The organism is Xanthomonas theicola (genome assembly GCF_014236795.1).
Classification (GTDB): domain Bacteria; phylum Pseudomonadota; class Gammaproteobacteria; order Xanthomonadales; family Xanthomonadaceae; genus Xanthomonas_A; species Xanthomonas_A theicola.
Map to the genome: position 1 here is coordinate 2898563 of NZ_CP049017.1, position 18794 is coordinate 2917356.

Consider the following 18794-nt stretch of genomic DNA (forward strand, 5'->3'; position numbering starts at 1 on the left):
TGGGTTTTCGAGTCCCGAGTCCCGAGTCCCCATTCCCGACGTCAACGCGCGACAATAGCTCCATGCCCCTGCACCCCACCACCAAAGCCCAGTTGCAAATCCATTTCTGCGTGCTGCTGTGGGGCATCACCGCGATCCTCGGCAAGCTGATCACCCTGCCGGCACTGCCGCTGGTGTGGTGGCGGATGCTATTGGCGGCGGCGGCGCTGGCGCTGCTGCCGCGGGTGTGGCGCGGGCTGGCCGCGCTGACCCCGAAGCTGCTGCTCGGCTACGCCGTGGTCGGCGCACTGGTCGGCCTGCACTGGCTGACCTTCTACGGCGCGATCAAGCTGGCCAACGCCTCGGTGGCGGCGACCTGCATCGCGCTGGCGCCGGTGTTCACCGCGGTGATCGAACCGTGGGTAGCCAAGCGCCCGTTCCGCCCCAGCGAACTGGGATTCGGCCTGGCGGTGCTGCCGGGCATGGCGCTGGTGGTCGGCGGCGTGCCCGACGGGATGCGCGCCGGCGTCGCGGTCGGCGCGGTGTCGGCACTGTTCGTGGCCGCGTTCGGCTCGCTCAACAAGCGCCTGGTCGACCACGCCGATCCGCTGACCGTGACCGCGCTGGAACTGGGCGCCGGTACCGTGACCCTGACCCTGCTGGCGCCGCTGCTGCCGCTGCTGCTGCCGGCGCTGAGCGGCCCGCTGCTGGTGCTGCCCAGCCTGCACGACACCCTCCTGCTGCTGGCCCTGGCGCTGCTGTGCACGCTGCTGCCGTTCGCGCTGGCGCTGGTCGCGCTGCGCCGCCTCAGCGCCTATGCGGTACAACTGGTGACCAACCTGGAACCGGTCTATGCGATCGTGTTCGCGATCGTGCTGCTGGACGAACAGAAGCAGCTCACCGCGCTGTTCTATCTCGGCGTGGCGGTGATCCTGGGCGCGGTGTTCCTGCACCCGCTGCTGACCCGCCCCCGGCCGGTGCCGCATGCGGAACTGCTGGCGACCAGCGAAGCGAAGAACGCACTGGAGTGAACGCGGCGCTGGCTTGCGCTCACTCCGCCAGCGACACGCAGTCGCGGCCGGCGCGCTTGGCCTGGTACAGCGCCAGGTCGGTGCGCTTGAGCAGCTGCTCGGCGCTCTCAGGCGGCTGCAACGCGGCCACGCCAATGCTGGCGGTCAACGGCACGCCGAGCTGCAGCAGGCTGGTCTCCTGGCGCAGGGCCTCGCATTCGAGCATGGCTTGCCTGGCGTCCATTCCCGGCAGCAGGACCGCGAACTCCTCGCCGCCGTAGCGCGCCACCAGGCTGCCCGGCGGCGCCTGCATGCGCAGCATGTCCGCCAGCGCCAGCAGCACCGCATCGCCCTTGTCGTGGCCGTGCAGGTCGTTGATGTTCTTGAAGTAGTCCAAGTCCAGCAAGGCCACGCTGAGCGGGCTGGCGCTCATCTGCGCCACCTCGGCGTTGACCATCAGCGCAGTGGCGAAGGCACGCCGGTTGAGCAGCCCGGTCAGCGGATCGGTGCGGGACTGTTCGAGCAGGTCCGCGTTGAGCGATTCCAGCGAGGACTGGTACTGGGCCAACTGCTGCTCGTACCAATCGCGTTCGCGCAGCTGCCATGCCAGCGCATGGCTGGTGCGGCGCAGCTCGATCAGCTGCATCACCTGCCGCGACAGCGCCTGCAGCGCCACCACCTGCTCCGGTTCCAGGGAGCGCGGCCGGCGATCGAGCACGCACAGCGCCCCCACCGCCAGGCCCTCGCTGCTGACCAGCGGCGCGCCCGCGTAGAAGCGGACCCCGGCTTCGGTGACCAGCCGATTGAAAGCGAAGCGCGGGTCCACCGCAGCATCGGCAACCACCAGCACCTGCTGCGGCGCGAGGATGGCATGGCCGCAGAACGAGTCGTCGCGCGCCGTGCTGAGCAGGGCGACGTTGCGCTGCGACTTCAGCCACTGGCGCTCCTCGCCGACCAGCGAGATCAGCGCCGATGGCGTGTCGCACAGGCTGGCGGCGATGCCGACCAGGTCGTCGTAGGCCGCCTCCGGCTCGGTGTCCATGATCTGCAATGCGTGCAGTGCGCGCAGGCGTGCAGCTTCGTTGTCGGGTTTGCGTGGCTTGATCACGGGGCACCGGGCGGCTGGCAACGGATCGCGTTGCGAAGTATCGCCAAATCCGCGGCAAATGCCAGCGCCGGGCCGGTCGCGCCGGCAGCCTGGGTTCACCAGTCCTGGCGTTGCGGCAGCAGGCCGCGCAATTCCTGTTCGCTGAGGTTGCGCCATTGGCCCGGCTTCAGCGCGCCGAGTTTGATGTTGTCGATGCGCACCCGGCGCAGTTGGATGACGCGGTAGTCGAACGCGGCGGCCATCAGCCGGATCTGACGGTTCAGGCCCTGCTCGAGCACGATGCGGAAGCCGAACTTGGCGATCCGCGCGGTGCGGCACGGCAGCGTGGTCGCGTTGTGCACGCGCACCCCGCGCGCCATGCCGCGCAGGAATTCGTCGCTGACCGGCTTGTTCACCGCCACCAGGTATTCCTTCTGGTGGCGGTTCTCGGCGCGCAGGATCTCGTTGACGATGTCGCCGTTGCTGGTCATCAGGATCAGGCCCTCGGACTCCTTGTCCAGGCGCCCGACCGGGAAGATGCGCTGCTCGTGGCCGACGAAGTCGACGATATTGCCCTTGACCTCGCGCTCGGTGGTGCAGGTCACCCCGACCGGCTTGTTCAGCGCGATGTAGACATGGCGGCGGCCGGATTTGTGCTTGGCGCGTGTACGCAGCGGCTGGCCGTCGACCTTGACCTCGTCGCCCTCGCCGACCACCGCGCCGACCCCGCCGGGCAGGCCGTTGACGGTGACCCGGCGCGCGGCGATCAGGCGATCGGCCTCGCGGCGCGAGCAATGGCCGGTCTCGGCGATGTGCTTGTTGAGGCGCGTGGACATGGGGCCGGGATGGGGGATGGGAGATTGGCAACAACGGGCTACTGCCATCGGAAGCGGTACGAGGGATCAAGGAACCGGGGAGCGGGTGCGAATCCTCAATCCCGGCCTCTCAGCGCTTCGGCGGACCCTTGCGCGGCGGACGCTCGCCGGCCTTGTCGGCGAGGCGGCTGGCGGCGCCGGCCGGGCGCGGACCGGCCGCGTTCGGTCGGCCGCCGGGCTTGCCGCCGGCACGCGCGAACTTCGGCTTGAACGGCGCGCCGCCGGCGGCGGCGCAGTCGAGCTTGCGCATCTGCAGTTGCTGGCCGGAGACCCACACCTTCTTCAGGTGGGTCAGCAGCTCGCGCGGCATGTCCGCCGGCAGGTCCAGCACCGAGTGGTCGTCGTGTATGTCGATGCGGCCGATGTACTTGCTCTCCAGGCCGGCCTCGTTGGCGATCGCGCCGACGATGTTGGCCGGCTTGACTCCGTGCTGGTGGCCAACCTCGATGCGGTAGGTTTCCATGCCCACTTCCGGCGCGGCGCGCGGCGCCTTGGCGGCCTTGTCGCGGCGCGGCGCCTCGAAGCTGCCGACGTCGCGCTGGTAGTCGAAATCGGGGCCATGGCCGGCCGGCGCGGGACGCGGCGGGCGCGGCCCGCGTTCGCCCTCGTCGCGGTGCGGCGGACGCGCCCCGCGCTCGGACTTCGGCTCGAACCTGGCGCGTTCCGGGCGCTCGCCGCGGTCGGCGCGCTCGCGCCGCTCGACGCCGGGCCGCTCGAAACGCCGCTCGCCCTGCGGCGGACGCGGCCGCTCCGGCGCCAGCAGCAGCGGCGTGTCGCCCTGCAGCAGCCGCGCCAGCGCCGCGGCCACCTCGACCATCGGCACGTTCTTCTCGGTCTCGAAGCGCTGCAGCAGTTCGCGGTAGGTGTCGATGCCGCCGCTGGCGATGGTCTCGCCGATCTTCTCCATGAAGCGGGTCACGCGCTGGTCGTTGACCGCGTCCACGCTGGGCAGCTGCATCTCCTCGATCGGCTGCCGGGTGGCGCGCTCGATCGCGCGCAGCATGCCCTTCTCGCGCGGGCTGACGAACAGGATCGCCTCGCCGCTGCGGCCGGCGCGGCCGGTGCGGCCGATGCGGTGCACGTAGCTTTCGGTGTCGTACGGGATGTCGTAGTTCAGCACGTGGCTGATCCGCTCCACGTCCAGGCCGCGCGCGGCCACGTCGGTGGCGACCAGGATGTCGAGCTTGCCGTCCTTGAGCTGCTGGATCACCCGCTCGCGCTGCGCCTGCTGGATGTCGCCGTTGATCGCCGCGGCGGCCAGGCCGCGCGCCTGCAGCTTCTGCGCCAGCTCGTCGGTACCGGCCTTGGTGCGCGCGAACACGATCATCGCGTCGAACGGCTCCACTTCCAGGATCCGGGTCAGCGCATCGAGTTTGTGCAGCCCGCTGACCGCCCAGTAGCGCTGGCGGATGTTCGCCGAGGTGGTGGTCTTGGAAGCGATGATGACTTCGGCCGGATCGTGCAGATAGGTCTGCGCGATGCGCTTGATCGCGCTCGGCATGGTCGCCGAGAACAGCGCCACCTGGCGCGAGGCCGGCAGCTTCTTCAGCACCGCCTCGACATCGTCGATGAAGCCCATGCGCAGCATCTCGTCGGCCTCGTCGAGCACCAGCGTCTTCAGCTCCGACAGGTCCAGGGTGCCGCGCTCCAGGTGGTCGATGACCCGCCCGGGGGTGCCCACCACCACGTGCACGCCGCGCTTGAGCGCCGACAACTGCTGGACGTAGGGCTGGCCGCCGTACACCGGCAGCACCTGGAAGCCGGGGATCGACGCGGCATAGCGGTGGAACGCCTCGGCGACCTGGATCGCCAGCTCGCGGGTCGGCGCCAGCACCAGCGCCTGCGGCTTGCGCTGGTTGAAATCCAGCCGCGACAGGATCGGCAGCGCGAACGCGGCGGTCTTGCCGGTGCCGGTCTGGGCCTGGCCGAGCAGGTCGCGGCCGGTCAGCAGCGCGGGGATGGTGGCGGCCTGGATCGGCGACGGGGATTCGTAGCCGACGTCGGAGACCGCCTTCATCACAGCAGGCGAGAGGCCGAGGTCTGCGAACGGCAGCGGCGCGGGGGTATCTTGGGACATGGGAGACTCCGGGGGCGCCGCAGAGAACCGGCAGGCGCAAAGAGGCGCATTGTGCGCCTTGCAGGGCCGCATGTCGAAAGCGGGTGAACGAAGCCGTTCAGGCGTGAGAAACGCCGCCACGCCGCGAACCACCTTCCAAGACCCTTGCACCACCCACCCATGCACGACGCTCCCGCCCCTGCCGCACCGCTCGCCGCCGACTTCGCCACGCTGTTCCAGGCGCACCGCGGCATTGCGGCGAAAGTGGCCGGCAGCTACTGCCGGCATCCGGACGACCGCGCCGACCTGATCCAGGAGATTGCCGCGCAGGCTTGGCGTTCGTTCCCGCGCTACGACCGGCAGCGGCCGTTCTCCACCTGGCTGTACCGGATCGCGTTGAACGTGGCGATCGGCGAGCTACGCGGGCGCACCCGCGCGCATCGGCAGACCCTGCCGCTGCAGGATCTGGACATCGCCGACGCGCGCGCCACCGATCCGGAGCGCGAGCGGCAAGTGCAGGCGCTGTACCACTTCATCGCGCAGCTGCCGCCGCTGGAGCGGGCGCTGTTGCTGTTGTATCTGGACGAACGCCCGCAGCGCGAGATCGCCGAGATCCTGGGCATCGGCGAAAGCAACGTCTCCACCAAAATCGGCCGCCTCAAGCACCGCCTCCGCGACGAACTCTGACCCTTCGCCCACAGGAACCCATCACCATGCATCCCGAAGAACTGAAGCAAGCTTGGCAGGCGCTGGACCGGCGCCTGCAACGCCACGATCGCTTGCAGGTGCAATGGCTGCTCCAGCAAAACCTGCAGCGCGTGCGCAGCAGCCTGCGGCCGCTGCTGTGGGGGCAGATCCTGCAACTGCCGTTTGGCCTGGCCTGCATCGCCCTGGCCGGCCTGCTGTGGAGCCGAAGCGCGCTGCCGGCGCACGTGGTCGCCGCCGGCGTGGCGGTGCATGCCTATGGCGTGGTCACGGTGGCGATGGCCGGCATCGTCGTGGGCCGGCTGCTGCGCATCGACTACAGCGCGCCGGTGCTGGAGATCCAGCACCAGATCGCGCGCACCCGGCGCTGGCACGTCGGCAGCGGCCTGCTCTGCGGCCTGTCCTGGTGGGTGCTGTGGGTGCCGGTGCTGATGGCGCTCGGCGCGCTCGCCGGCGTCGATCTGCTGGCCAGGGCGCCGGGGCTGGTGTGGAGCGGACTTGGCGTGGGCGTGGCAGGCATCGCCGCCAGCGCATGGCTCTATCGCAGGTCGCGCCATCCCGGCCGGCCCCGGCTGATGCGCATCGTCGACGACAGCCTGGGCGGCGCCAGCCTGCGCAAGGCCAGCCGTGTGCTCGACGAGGTGGAACGTTTCCGGCACGACTGAGCGCGGCAGCGCATGTGTTGCGGGAGGGGCCAAACCCTGCCGCAGCACGCCGCCGGCGGCGGCACCGTCCGCCGGCGACAGCCGGAGCCAGGCGCCGCGGCGTGAAGTCCGAGCGTTTCGCGCGCGGATGACCGACAATGGACGCCGATTTCCGAGCAGCCCCCATGCAGACCATCGATCTCCAGTTAGAAAGCGACTACGTCGAACTCAAGCACTTGCTGAAACTGACCGGCGTCTGCGACAGCGGCGGCGCGGCCAAGACCGTGATCGGCGAAGGCCAGGTGCGCGTGGACGGCGAAGTCGAACTGCGCAAGGCGTGCAAGATCCACGCCGGCCAGGTGGTCGCGCTGCATGACGTGCAGATCCGGGTGATCGGCAAGGCATGAGCGCAGGCGGTGCGGCCGGCGCGCCGCCTTCCCAGCCGCCCCACGCAGCAGCCGCGACATGCTGACCAGCACCGGCAGGCGCAAGACCGCGCTGTCGGCGGACGATCCGCTGCACGGCGTGTCCGCACTGCCGGTCGACGCCGACGCGGCGCGGGCCGTTCCGCCTGGCGCAGTCCATCCATGGCGGGCATGCCGACCGCGGCGGCACGGTGTTCCTGGGCCTGGACGAACTGCATGCCTGGCCGGGCGACTGGCGCCCGCGCCACGCCGGTTGCGCCTGGGCCATCGCGCCGATCGAAACGGCGCAGCGCTCGGGCGATGTGCGAAGCGCCCTCGCCCAACGCATCGCCGGAGCTGCCGAACGCCGCCGCGCCCGCGCAACGACACCTGTGGAGCAACTTCAGTCGCCACGGGCCTTACCGGTAAAAGCCTATCGCGACTCCCACGACCACTTCGCCAAGCCAATAGGACAACTGGCATCCGCGTGCCGGCCCATAGGTCCACTGCCACATCCAGCACCGGGTGTCGCTGCGCCTCGCCGAGCAGCGCGATACACACTCCCCATCTGCACGCATCCAGGTTTCAGCGCGCGCCCACCGCGCCGCACTGGGTCAGGTGCGCGGCGATCGCGCGCTTGAACGGCGCCACCCGGTCGGCCACGCGCAGCGCGCGCGCCGGCAGGCGGTCATCGGCATACAACGCGGCGATCGCATTGGTCGCCTCTTAGACTCAACTTCCAAGCGCGACACCCTCTCAGCCAGTAGGGTGTATGCATGTCAAGAAGCTATCTCCACCTGAGCGCAGAAGAGCGCGCGGTACTCCAAATCGAAACGCGACGTGGTCAGAGCTTACGCTCGATATCCAGGCTGCTGGATAGAAGCCCGTCGACATCGAGCAGGGAGCTGGCCAGGCAGCAAGCCACGGTCTACCGTGCTCGAGAGGCGGCCATGCGTTACCGGACAGGACGTCAGCACAGCGTTCGGCGGCGACGGCTGACACCGGGAACGGATTTATTCCAGATGGTGCGCGATCATCTGGTGCTGTGGCGCTGGTCGCCCCAGCAGATTGCTGCCAAGCTGCTCCTCATGTCCCCGGATGATCCTGCCCAGCGCGTCAGTCACGAAACCATCTACGCCACGATCTACGCGCACCCGCGCGGCGGCCTGAAAAAGGAGCTTGTGGAGGCGTTGCGCCAGCGCAGGCCGTCCCGGGGATCACGGCGCACGACCGCCGCCAAACGCAGCTGGGTGCCTGAGGAACCGCGGATCGTGCACCGACCCGAAGAGGTGCAACAGCGGTTGGTCCCAGGACATTGGGAAGGTGACTTGATCAAGGGAGCGTTCAATCGTTCCTGTGCTGGCACCCTGGTGGAGCGCAAGACGCGTTTTGTGGTGCTGTGCCGGATGGACGGCTGCACCGCCACAGACGCACTGGAAGGTTTCACCCGTCAGATGAAGAAGCTCCCCGCATCCATGCGAACCAGCTTGACCTATGACCGTGGCACCGAAATGACGCGCTATGCCGAGCTGATGGAACGGTTGAACATCGACCTGTGGTTTGCCGATCCGCACGCACCGTGGCAGCGCGGAAGCAATGAGAACACCAACGGTCTACTTCGCCAGTTCCTGCCCAAGGGGGCGGACCTATCCGCCGTCAGCCAGGAATACCTCAATCACATCGCGTTGCTGATGAACACTCGCCCTCGCCAGACACTTGGCTGGAAGACGCCTAGCGAGGCAATGGAAGCGGACATCGCAGCGTTCAAATCACGTGTTGCACTTGATTCTTGAGACCGCCCCTCGTACAGCGTGCGGGTGGCCAGGCGGCGCCCGCGCTCGTAGCCGGCCGGCAGCCCCGGCGCGGCGATGTCGCGGCCCTGCGCCGCCGCCACGTGCAGCGCGCGCCAGCCGCGCCTGGCGCTGCAGGCCAAAATTGAAGCCGTGCGCGGTCACCGGGTGCATGCCCAACGCCGCATCGCCGATCAGCGCTTAGCGCTTGCCGACGAAACGCTGCGCGTACACCGCGACCAGCGGATAGGCCTGCGGCCGCACGATCGGCGTCATCGCGCCGAACCGATGCTCGAAGCGGGCGCCGATCTGCGCGCCAGCGCGGCGGCGTCCATCTCCAGCAGCGCCTGCACGCGGTCAGGCGCCAGGGTCAGCACCGCCGAGGCCTGGTTGCCGCGCATCGGCAGCAACGCCAGGGTCTGGCCGTAGTCGAACCATTCCCAGGCGGTGTGCTGGTGCGGGCGCTCGTGACGCACCCGGCACACCAGCATGCTGTGGCCGAAATCGCGCATCTGCACGCCGATGCAAAGCATGCGCCGGATCGCCGAAAAGCGGCTGTCGGCCGCAATCACCAGGCGCGCGGTCAGCGCCTGGCCATTGGACAGGCGCTGACCGCGCCTGCGCGTCGTCGCTGCGCAGCACCTGCACCGACACCCCGTCGAGCAGGGTCAGCCCCGGCGGCTGCGCCTGCACCGCGTCGAACGCGGCGCGGCGGATCAGGCGGCTGGGCACCAGCCAGCCGAGGTTGCACGGCGGCCCCGAGTGGCGGCGAAGGTCAGCGCGAACGGCGAGGAGCCGTTCATCACGCGCGCATCGCGCAGGGACGCCATCGCGTCCGGATCGATCCGCGGCCACAGGTCCAATTGCTCCAATAGCGTGCGCAAGGCATGGGTCAAGGCGATCTCGCGGCCATCGAAGGCGGCCTCGGCCAGCGCCGCGCGCGGCTGCGGCTCGATCAACGCCAGCGACAGCCCGCTGCCGGCCAGCGAACGCGCGAAGCACAGGCCCGCCGAGCCGGCGCCGACGATGGCGATATCCATATGCATGGCTGCGTTTCCCGTATCAGACGCGGCCAGCATAAACCCGCCACGCGCGGCGTCGTTGATCTTGGATCGGGCATGCGGCAAACGGTCGCAGCACCGCGCACGCGTGTCGTGGACGTAGCGCATCACGGCACCGCGCGGCCTCAGAGCAGCGCCCACACCAATTGCAGGATCGCCCATAGCGACACCCCCCATACCAAGGAGCGCACGTAGGGGACGCCTGCCGCGTACAGCGGCACGTAGGCCACGCGCGCCCAGAAATACAGCTGTGCCGCCAGCGCGGTATGCGTGCCGCCCTTGTCCATCGCCACCACCGCCAACGCCGCGGCGGCGAAGAACGGGAAGGTCTCCAGGAAGTTGCGCAATGCGCGGTCCATGCGCCCGGCCACGCCTGTGAGCGGCGCCTGCGGCGCATCGCGCGCGCCGGCATTCCACTTCACGCCGCGCTGCGCGGTGACGAACGCCGAGGCCAGCAGCAAATGCACGATCCCGAGCAGGATCGCCCAGGCCAGCATGCGGATTTCGATACTCATCAAGACCTCGGGCGAAAGCAAAGGGTCAGTTCGGCGGGCCAACGTGATAGCCGACCAGGCGCCAGGTCTTGTCCTCGTCCAGGCGCAACGAGACCAGCTCGCGCACCGGCTGCGGCGCATTGGCGAAGCGGCTGGGGAAACGAATGTTGACGTAGACCCCGGGCGGCACCTGCGAGCCGGCCGCGTACTGCACCCGCGCCACGCTGGCCACGCCGCGCCCGAGCAACGCGCCGAGCCGAGCACGGTCGGCATCGACCTGGCGCACGAACACCTCGCGCGCAACCGCCTTCTTCGCCACCGCCGATGCGCCGTCCCACAGCTCGCCGCTGCGGCCGGCGTCGACCAGCTGCGCGGCGCGCAAGCCGGCCTGGGCCATCTGCGCATCCTGCTTGGACAGCGGCCCCGGCGCGGCCGGCGTGACCGCCGCGGCCGGCTTGGACGCGGCCGGCGGTGGCGCGGCAGGTTGGGGGGGTGCGGGCTGGGAAACAGCGGGCTGCGCTGCCGCAGCGAATGCGGCCGCACACAGCAATGGCGCCAACAGGCGCGGCAAGGCAGGCATCGGGATGGACATCGCTCAGGCGGCGCGGCAGCGGCCGGGAGCGCAGTCTACGCCGGCCGCGCACGCCGGCGCAGTGGCGCCGCTCACGGCTCCTGGGCCGGCGCGACAGCGCTCACCGGCACTGCATAGCGCTGCCGGTGCCAGGCGCGCCAGCTGGCCCACAGCGCCCAGGACGTACCGGCCAGCAACCCGGCCAGACTCAACAGCGAGGCGATCCGCGCCAGCGTCTGCGCATGCGCGCCGCTGGCGAAGTGCAGCAGCAGTTCCGCGACCAGGAAGCCGCCCAGCACCAGCAACGCCGGCGGCAGGTAAAGTCGCACCATCAGCTTGGTTCCGACCGCCATCTGCACGCTCCCGAAGTGGATGACGCGGACGCTAGCGCCGCCACGGTGCCGGCGGCGTGAACGCCGCATCGCCCGGCGCGAGCGCGCAACCGGCGTTCAGGCCCCGGGCGAGGCCAGCGGCAGCGTGGCCACGTCGATTTCCGACAACGGGCTCTCCGCCGGGCAGGCCGGGTCGGGGAAGCCGAAGCGCTGCTTCAAGGTCTGGCCGCAGGCGGTCAGCGTCTCCAGGCCCACGCCTTTGGCCTTGCACTCGTGGTCGAACGCGATCAGGAACGCATCCTTGCGCCGTACGAAGTCGCCGCCGCACTTGCGCAGCTGCTTGATCCGCTCCAGGTCGTCCTGCACCGCGTTGGTCCCGTCGAGCCCGTACTGCTTGAGCTCGTCGCTGCTGAGCAGACGCAGGCTGCGGTTGGGCACGGTCATCATCAGGTCGGCCACCGCCACCGCCACACCGTTGCGCTCCAGGTAGTCCTTGACGTTGCCGTAGACCTCCTGCAACTCGCGGTTGAGCTCGGCGCGCGAGGTGGCGGTGGAGCTGATCCGCATCATGCGGTGGATGCCGACCTTGCCGGAGATCAGCCGGTTGTCGCCGGCAGCCAGCACGAACACGCAGGCGCTGTGACAGATCGAGCCTTCGCGCACCCAGATGGTCCAGCCGGACTCGCCGATCGCATCGCCGGCGCGGATCGCCGCCTCGACTTGGCCGCCGCTTGAATCCAGGTCCAGCACGCGCTTGCCGATGCCAACGCGCGCGGCGACCTCGGCCAGGCGTCGCACCAGGTCGGCGAAGCCGGCGTTGATCTTGCCTGCGTAGCGCACCCGCAGCAGGCCGCGCTCGCGGCACGGCGCCAACGCCGCTTCGAGGGTCGGCCGGTCCAGTCCGGCCAGCGCCTGGCCGTCGCCGGCCGCGGCCGCGTAGTCGGTGTCGCAGCTGACGAAGGCCTCGCCGTTCTCCAGCGCGGCCGCACCCCAGGCGTCGGCGCCGGCGGCGGGCTTGGGCCTGGCGGCGGGCGGCGGCGACGGCACCGGCGGCGTGCCGACCGAGACCATGTGCTCGCCGTCGCCGGGCGGGCTGTCGGCCACGGTCCTGCCGGCGGACGGCACGCCCTGCTGGCACGCCAACAGGCCCGCACAGCACAGCGACAACAACCAGGTTTTATACGGGAGAGACAAGCGACCGGTCCACGACAGGAGAGACGCGCGCACCCGGGAAGTGCGCGTCGCTAGTCTAGTGCCGATGCGCATTCAGTTCCCAACTGCGCCTAAACCGCCCGCACCGCGCGGCCCGTACGCTGAACGGGCCGTGCCGAAGACCGCCGCATCCATGTCCGAAAACGGCGAGTCCGGCGCGCCGCCGCGGACTAGACTGGCGCCATGCCCCAGCCCCACCCCACGCCCGACGATCACGACCTCTACGACCGCGCCCGCCAGTCGCGCGACGCGCGTTTCGACGGGGTGTTCTTCACCGCCGTGCGCAGCACCGGCATCTACTGCCGGCCGGTGTGCCCGGCGCCGGCGCCCAAGCGCAGCAACGTGCGCTATTACCCCAGCGCCGCGGCCGCGGCCGCGGCCGGCTATCGTCCGTGCCTGCGCTGCCGGCCGGAGCTGTCGCCGGAGGCACAGCAGCACCTGGGTGAGGAATCGGTGCGGCGCGCGCTGGCGCTGATCGCCGAGGGCGCGCTGCAGGACGCCAGCGTCGACCATCTCGCGGCCGAGATCGGACTCAGCGCGCGCCAGCTGCAGCGCGTGTTCGTCGCCCAGCTCGGCGCCACCCCAGCGGCGGTGCACGCGACGCGGCGCCTGCTGCTGGCCAAGCAACTGCTGACCGAAACCGCGCTGCCGATCACCCAGGTGGCGCTGGCGGCCGGCTTCAACAGCCTGCGCCGCTTCAACGCCGCGTTCCTGGAAGGCTGCGGCATGCCGCCGTCGGCGATCCGCAAGCGGCGCGCCGAGGTGCCCGGCGGCGACCTGCTGCTGCGCCTGGGCTACCGCCCGCCGCTGGACTTCCCGGCGATGCTGGCGTTCCTGCGCAAGCGCGCGATCCCTGGCATCGAGCGCATCGGCGAAGCCAGCTACGAGCGCGTGCTCGGCCCGCTCGCGACCTCGACCCGCATCCGCGTCGACGCCGATCCGCAGCGCCACGAACTGCGCCTGCGGATCGCCGCGGCCGATCCGCGCGCGATCCCGGACATCGTGCGCCGGGTGCGCCGCATCTTCGATCTGGACGCCGACCTGCGCGCAGTGCATGCCACGCTCGCCACCGAGCCGCTGCTGGCGCGCGCGATCGCGCGCCGCCCCGGGCTGCGCGTGCCGGGCGGCTGGGACGGCTTCGAAGTGGCAGTGCGCGCGGTGCTCGGCCAGCAGGTCAGCGTGGCCGGCGCGGCGACCCTGGCCGCGCGCCTGGTCGCCCGCCACGGCGGCCATCGGCCCGGCCAGCCGCCCGGCCTGGACCGCGCGTTCCCGGCACCACAGGACCTGCTGGACGCACCGCTGGAAGCGATCGGCCTGCCGCGCTCGCGCGCCACCACGATCCGCGCGCTGGCCGCGGCGGTGGCGGCCGGACGCCTGCAGTTCCGCGCCGGCCAGCGCCTGTCCGAATTCGTCGAGCGCGCCACCGCCCTCCCCGGCATCGGCGCCTGGACCGCGCAGTACATCGCCCTGCGCGCGCTCGGCCAGCCCGATGCGTTCCCGGCCGGCGACTTGGTCCTGCAGCGCGCGCTCGGCGCCGACGGCGCACGCCTGGGCGAACGCGCCACTGAAGCCCGCGCGCAGGCTTGGCGGCCATGGCGCGCCTACGCCGTGCTGCAGCTGTGGCACCTGGCCGGCGATCCGCCCGAGGAGACTTTCCATGACTGAGCAACGCCTGCACTACGACACCTTCGCCACCCCGATCGGCGAACTGACCGTGGCCGTCGGCGAGGACGGCGTACGCCACATCCTGTTCCCGGAGAACCGCTACGACGCGCGCGGCCGCGCCGACTGGATCCGCGACGCGGCGCCGGTGCGCGAGGCGCGCGCGCAGTTGCTGGCCTATTTCGCCGGCGACCGCGCCGAGTTCGAGCTGCCGCTGGCGCCGCGCGGAACCGCCTTCCAGTGCCGCGTGTGGCAGGCATTGGCCGAGATTCCGTTCGGCTCGACCTGGAGCTACGCGCAGCTGGCGCGGCATATCGGACAGCCGCGCGCGGTGCGCGCAGTCGGCGCCGCCAACGGCCGCAATCCGCTGCCGATCGTGCTGCCCTGCCACCGCGTGATCGGCGCCAACGGCACGCTGACCGGCTTCGGCGGCGGCCTACCGCTCAAGGCCGCGCTACTGGCGCTGGAGCGGCGCGGGGCGGACGGGGCGACGACCTCGCTGTGCGACTAAACCGCAGCGCGGTTCGTCGTCGACGCAATACGCACAATTGCCGCTGACGCCGCGGTGGCAGTTTTGTAGGAGTCGACTGTCATGCAGAAAGCGATGACAGGAGGGTTGTGCGGCACTTGATTGCGGGCGATGGCATTGAGCCATCGCAGGTACTTGTGCATGCGCGCGAGGATGGCGAGATCGGTGGGTTTGCCTGCGCTGGTCAAGCGGGCGTAGGTGTGTGACAGCGGCGAGCCTGTACGGATCCAGGCCCAGGCGGCCATGGAGAGCACCCGCCGCACGCCGGCGCGACCGCCCTGGATGCGGCGTTGGCCGCGCCAGCGGCCGCTGGCGCGATTGAACGGCGCCAGCCCGACCAGAGCGACAATCTTTCGCGGATGCACGGTACCCAGCTCCGGAAGCCGGGCCGCCAGGGTAGCGCGCAGGATTGGACCGAGCCCAGGCCGTTTGCGCAGGCGCGAGCAGGCCGCGCCGGCCTGGGCGATCTGTCCGGACACGTCCTTGATGCGCTGTTGCAGCAGCGCGATCCCCTCGACCCACTGGCCGCGCACGGCCTGGCAGGTGACCTGCGCCAGGCAGCGGCGCTGCGCATCGCGCTGGGCGAGCAGGGTGCGGCGCAGGTGAAGCCCTTCGCGCCGCGCCTGCAACGGCGCAGGAAGCGCGGCGGTGGGCGCGGCATGGAGGCACTGGGCCGCCATGGCCAGCAAGCGCGCATCCAGGGCATCGGTCTTGCCTTCAGGCCCAACGCGCGCGCCAGCGCCCGGGGGCGCTGGGCAGACAGCCGCACCGCGGGCAGACCGGCCTGCGCCAGCGCCTGCAGCACGGCCTGTTCGTCGCCGCCGCTGGCTTCCAGCACGATCGGCTGGCATTCCATCGGTGCCAGGCGTTCGACCAGCAAGGCATGCTCCTCGGGCGTAGTGGCCTGGATCCAGGCCAGGGCGTCCGGCAAGACATGCGTGACGCGTTCGGCCTTGGCGACATCGATCCCGACAAAACGTGGCATGGACATGGACGTTCTCCGCAGTAGACTCAGGGGCCAGAGATCTCCTGCCGATGCCCATGCTTGTCGGTTCGAACTCGCAGCTCAGGCAACGGTTCGGGCTTGTAGGGCAGGAGAAACGCAGTGCGGCGGTCCTGACTCCCACTCGTGCTCGCTTGGCACTGCGGCTTAACGGCCTGCCGCACTCCGCTCTCACCTCAACGATAGACCCGTATAAGACACAAGCGACTCCGGGTGGCCTCGGGCCATCAGCCGCGACAGACATTGCCAGAACGCCTGTCGCGGCTGAAGCCGCGCCTACAACAGCAGCGAAGTCGCTGGCGCGCGTCGCACAGCACTGCGCGACCGCGTCGCATCGGCAATCGTGCAGTCGCTGCCACGCCATGTCTGTCTTCGCCACGTCACCGGGCGCGCCTTATCATGCGCGGATGACTTCCACCGCCCTACGACTGGCCAGCGCCTGCGCGGCACTGCTGTTCGGCGCTTGCGCTTCCACTCTCTCTTCACCCCGGCACCGCGGCCCCGACGCCGCACGCCGCATCCGCCCCGGCGGCGCTGCTGCTGATCTCGATCGACGGATTGCGCGCGGACATGCTAGATCGCGGCATCGCGCCGAACCTGAGCCGCCTGGCGCACGAAGGCGTGCGCGCGCAATGGATGTCGCCGTCGTATCCGTCGCTGACCTTCCCCAACCACTACAGCATCGTCACCGGGCTGCGCTCTGACCATCACCGCATCGTCCACAACAGCATGCGCGACCCGGCGCTGGGCACGTTCCGGATCAGCGACCGCGACGCGGTCGGCGACGGTCGCTGGTGGGGCGGCGAACCGATCTGGGGCGGCGCCGAGAAGGCCGGTCTGTCCGCGGCGATCTGGGCCTGGCCGGGCACGCGGCGGCGATCCAGGGCCTGCGCCCGAGCCGCCGCCGGGCCTTCGACGGCCACGTCGCGCCGAACGCGCGGGTCGACCAGACGCTGGGCTGGCTCGATGATCGCACCGCGCCGCATCCGCAACTGCTGACACTGCACTTCGAGCAGGTCGACGAGGCCGGCTACGATTTCGGCCCGCAGTCGGCGCAGTACGCGCGCGCCGTCGCGCAGGTCGACGCCGCGATCGGGGCGCCAACTGCAGCGCACCAACCTGGTGGTGGTGTCCGACCACGGCATGGCGACGGTGCCGGCGCAGCAGGTGGTCGTCATCCAGGACATGGTGTCGATGCAGGAGGCAGAAGTGGTCAGCTACGGCCAGTCGGTCGGCATCGCGCCGCGGCCCGGCCAGCAGGCCACGGTCGAAGCCAGGCTGCTCGGCGCGCATCCGCACTACGATTGCTGGCGCAAGGCCGAGTTGCCGGCGCGCTGGCATTACGGCAGCCATCCGCGCATCCCGCCGATCGTGTGCCAGATGCACGAAGGCTGGGACGCGCTGCCGGCCGAGCGCGCCGCGGAGAAGCCACGCAGCGGCCTGCGCGGCGCGCACGGCTACGATCCGGCGCTGCCGGCGATGCGCGCGGTGTTCATCGTGCGCGGCCCGGCGTTCCGCCAGGGCGCCACGCTGGCGCCGCTCGACAACGTCGACGTGTATCCGCTGCTGGCGCGGCTGCTCGGGATTCCCGCCGCGCCGAACGACGGCGACCCGCAGGCGCTGATGCCGGCGCTGCGCTGAGCGCGGCGCACGGCCACGCGATTCGCGAAGGCGGCTGCCGCACCGCGCGAGGCGGGTGCCGGCTGCACGAGATGCATACGGCCCGCACGTGCGGATGAGGCAAGACGACTGCGCCTGGCAGCGCGTGCGACAATCCGCACATGGATTCGCCCGACCCCACGCGATGGCGCATGCGCCATCGCCTGCGTCTGCTGCTCTCGCACGAGCGCTGGAAACAGCGCGCGGTGCTGTGGGGCGGCGCGGTCGCGGTGGCGCTGGTCGCGATCGTGTTCGCCAAGGCCAGCGATGCGGCGTTTCACCTGTTCCAGCGCATCGTTGCGCATTCGCCGTGGTGGGCGCTGCTGCTCACCCCCGGCGTGTTCGCCCTGCTCGCCTGGCTGACCAACGGCGCGCTGCGTCCCACCCGCGGCAGCGGCATCCCGCAGGTCATCGCCGCGCTGGAGCGGCCCGATGGCGCATTCCGCCAGAGCAACCTGTCGCTGCGCATCTCCGCCGGCAAGCTGTTGCTGACCACGCTGGCGTTGCTGGGCGGTGCCTCGGTCGGGCGCGAAGGCCCGACCGTGCACGTCGGCGCCAGTCTGATGTACGTGCTCGGGCGCTGCTGCGGCTTCCGCGACCCGCGCCATGCCTCGCCTTTCCTGCTCGCCGGCGGCGCCGCCGGCATCGCCGCGGCGTTCAACGCGCCGCTGGCCGGGGTGGTGTTCGCGATCGAGGAGCTGAGCAGCCGCTTCGAACACCACTTCTCCGGCACGCTGCTGACCGCGGTGATCGTCGGCGGCGTGATGTCGCTGGGCCTGCTCGGCGACTACACCTACTTCGGCAAGGTGTCCACGGCGCTGCCGCTGGGCCGGGCATGGCTGGCGATCGTGCTGTGCGGCGTGGTCGCCGGCCTGCTTGGTGGCGCGTTCAGTCGCATGGTGCTGGCCACTGTCGCCGGCAAGCCGCGCTGGTTGGGCGCGCTGCGCGGCCGCCATCCGGTACTGCTGGCCGCACTGTGCGGCCTGCTGCTGGTCGCGCTGGGCCTGGCGTTCGGCGCCAGCGCGTTCGGCACCGGCTACGAGCAGGCGCGCAGCCTGGTGCAGGGCCAGGCCAGCGTCGGCCACGAATTTGGCGTGACGAAGCTGCTCGCCAACCTGGTGTCGTACGTGGCTGGCATCCCCGGCGGACTGTTTTCGCCGGCGCTGGCGGTCGGCGCTGGCGTCGGCCACAACCTGGCGGTGCTGATGCCGGATGTGGATCCGCGCACCTTCGTGCTGCTCGGCATGTGCGCTTACCTGACCGGCGTGACCCAGGCGCCGTTGACCTCGGCGGTGATCTCGCTGGAACTCACCGACAGCAGCGGCATGCTGCTGCCGATCCTGGCCACGGTGCTGATCGCGCGCGGCGCGTCGGCGCTGGTCTGCCGCACGCCGATCTATCGCGGCCTGGCCGAGCAGCTGCTGGCGGTGCCGGCGGTCACCGAGCCGGAAACGGAGCGGACGCCGCTGGTTGCCGAACTGGCCGGCGACCCTGGCGAGGACGTGCGACCGCCGCGCTAGCGATGCGGCGAGCGCGAACACGCGCGCAAAAAATGGCCGGCGTCAAGCACCAATTGAAAACGACCGGATGACCGGAAGTCTATATGGGGCAAGGGTTTAGATCTACTTTGAGCCGATTTTCGAGGCTGCGGCGGTATGGGCTAGGAGCCACATAAGAGCTTCGCGGGAGAGAGCCGGAGCGTACTGCATCGGGGCTGATTG

General features: G+C 70.5%; 16 protein-coding genes and 3 pseudogenes. 9 read left to right on the forward strand and 10 right to left on the reverse strand.

Annotated elements, in window-relative coordinates; translation table 11 throughout:
• The first annotated feature begins 62 nt into the window (after positions 1–62).
• Positions 63–1010 (forward strand): DMT family transporter, encoded by a 948-nt coding sequence (locus tag G4Q83_RS13530; protein ID WP_128418605.1) that lies wholly within the window; start codon positions 63–65, stop codon positions 1008–1010.
• Positions 1011–1029: 19 nt separating this feature from the next.
• Here G4Q83_RS13530 and G4Q83_RS13535 read toward each other — a convergent pair whose 3' ends face one another.
• From G4Q83_RS13535 to G4Q83_RS13545, 3 genes are all read right to left on the reverse strand, one after another.
• Entirely contained in the window at positions 1030–2157 is a 1128-nt protein-coding gene (locus tag G4Q83_RS13535) for a GGDEF domain-containing protein (protein WP_386273625.1), read from the reverse strand.
• Positions 2158–2192: 35 nt separating this feature from the next.
• Positions 2193–2912: a pseudouridine synthase gene (locus G4Q83_RS13540; RefSeq protein WP_128418607.1), complete on the reverse strand. Its 720-nt coding sequence runs from the start codon at positions 2910–2912 to the stop codon at positions 2193–2195.
• Between the two features lie 109 nt (positions 2913–3021).
• On the reverse strand, positions 3022–5028 hold the full coding sequence (locus tag G4Q83_RS13545; protein ID WP_128418608.1) for a DEAD/DEAH box helicase: 2007 nt from the start codon (positions 5026–5028) through the stop codon (positions 3022–3024).
• A 159-nt stretch (positions 5029–5187) separates the two neighbouring features.
• On the opposite strand from G4Q83_RS13545, the gene G4Q83_RS13550 reads away from it, so the two are divergent.
• From G4Q83_RS13550 to G4Q83_RS13560, 3 genes are all read left to right on the forward strand, one after another.
• Positions 5188–5694 carry an RNA polymerase sigma factor gene (locus G4Q83_RS13550; RefSeq protein WP_128418609.1) on the forward strand — a complete coding sequence of 169 codons (507 nt, stop codon included), beginning with the start codon at positions 5188–5190 and terminating at the stop codon, positions 5692–5694.
• A 26-nt stretch (positions 5695–5720) separates the two neighbouring features.
• A complete protein-coding gene (locus tag G4Q83_RS13555; RefSeq protein ID WP_128418610.1) occupies positions 5721–6377 on the forward strand; it encodes a serine/threonine protein kinase in 657 nt (218 codons plus the stop codon).
• A gap of 164 nt (positions 6378–6541) precedes the next feature.
• A complete protein-coding gene (locus G4Q83_RS13560; protein ID WP_128418611.1) occupies positions 6542–6763 on the forward strand; it encodes an RNA-binding S4 domain-containing protein in 222 nt (73 codons plus the stop codon).
• Positions 6764–7345: 582 nt separating this feature from the next.
• On the opposite strand, the pseudogene G4Q83_RS13565 reads toward G4Q83_RS13560, so the two are convergent.
• Positions 7346–7486, reverse strand: a pseudogene (locus G4Q83_RS13565) (5-demethoxyubiquinol-8 5-hydroxylase UbiM); the annotation flags it as partial.
• A 50-nt stretch (positions 7487–7536) separates the two neighbouring features.
• Here G4Q83_RS13565 and G4Q83_RS13570 point away from each other — a divergent pair.
• Positions 7537–8553 carry an IS30 family transposase gene (locus tag G4Q83_RS13570; RefSeq protein ID WP_185817217.1) on the forward strand — a complete coding sequence of 339 codons (1017 nt, stop codon included), beginning with the start codon at positions 7537–7539 and terminating at the stop codon, positions 8551–8553.
• Here the strand turns inward: G4Q83_RS13570 and ubiM are convergent.
• The 5 genes and pseudogenes from ubiM to G4Q83_RS13595 all read right to left on the reverse strand — a co-directional run.
• A pseudogene (gene ubiM / locus G4Q83_RS24660) lies at positions 8529–9596 on the reverse strand (5-demethoxyubiquinol-8 5-hydroxylase UbiM); the annotation flags it as partial. The gene G4Q83_RS13570 and the pseudogene ubiM sit on opposite strands and share 25 nt — an antisense overlap.
• Positions 9597–9736: 140 nt before the next feature.
• Positions 9737–10126 carry an MAPEG family protein gene (locus G4Q83_RS13580; RefSeq protein WP_128421480.1) on the reverse strand — a complete coding sequence of 130 codons (390 nt, stop codon included), beginning with the start codon at positions 10124–10126 and terminating at the stop codon, positions 9737–9739.
• 25 nt (positions 10127–10151) lie between these two features.
• Positions 10152–10685: a DUF4019 domain-containing protein gene (locus G4Q83_RS13585; RefSeq protein ID WP_128421481.1), complete on the reverse strand. Its 534-nt coding sequence runs from the start codon at positions 10683–10685 to the stop codon at positions 10152–10154.
• Between the two features lie 83 nt (positions 10686–10768).
• Positions 10769–11029, reverse strand: a complete 261-nt coding sequence (locus tag G4Q83_RS13590; RefSeq protein WP_128421482.1) for a hypothetical protein — start codon at positions 11027–11029, stop codon at positions 10769–10771.
• A 96-nt stretch (positions 11030–11125) separates the two neighbouring features.
• On the reverse strand, positions 11126–12175 hold the full coding sequence (locus tag G4Q83_RS13595; protein ID WP_128421488.1) for a COG3904 family protein: 1050 nt from the start codon (positions 12173–12175) through the stop codon (positions 11126–11128).
• Between the two features lie 228 nt (positions 12176–12403).
• On the opposite strand from G4Q83_RS13595, the gene G4Q83_RS13600 reads away from it, so the two are divergent.
• Positions 12404–13885 (forward strand): AlkA N-terminal domain-containing protein, encoded by a 1482-nt coding sequence (locus G4Q83_RS13600; protein WP_128421483.1) that lies wholly within the window; start codon positions 12404–12406, stop codon positions 13883–13885.
• Positions 13878–14393 carry a methylated-DNA--[protein]-cysteine S-methyltransferase gene (locus G4Q83_RS13605; RefSeq protein WP_128421484.1) on the forward strand — a complete coding sequence of 172 codons (516 nt, stop codon included), beginning with the start codon at positions 13878–13880 and terminating at the stop codon, positions 14391–14393. Before G4Q83_RS13600 ends, G4Q83_RS13605 begins: the two co-directional genes overlap by 8 nt.
• On the opposite strand, the gene G4Q83_RS13610 is transcribed toward G4Q83_RS13605, so the two are convergent.
• Positions 14390–15091, reverse strand: a complete 702-nt coding sequence (locus G4Q83_RS13610; protein WP_246432393.1) for a transposase — start codon at positions 15089–15091, stop codon at positions 14390–14392. The two genes, G4Q83_RS13605 and G4Q83_RS13610, sit on opposite strands and share 4 nt — an antisense overlap.
• A gap of 730 nt (positions 15092–15821) precedes the next feature.
• Here G4Q83_RS13610 and G4Q83_RS13615 point away from each other — a divergent pair.
• Positions 15822–17055: pseudogene (locus G4Q83_RS13615) on the forward strand (alkaline phosphatase family protein).
• Positions 17056–17195: 140 nt separating this feature from the next.
• Positions 17196–18593, forward strand: coding sequence for a chloride channel protein (locus G4Q83_RS13620; RefSeq protein ID WP_128421486.1), 1398 nt, complete (start codon positions 17196–17198; stop codon positions 18591–18593).
• Positions 18594–18794: the final 201 nt, after the last annotated feature.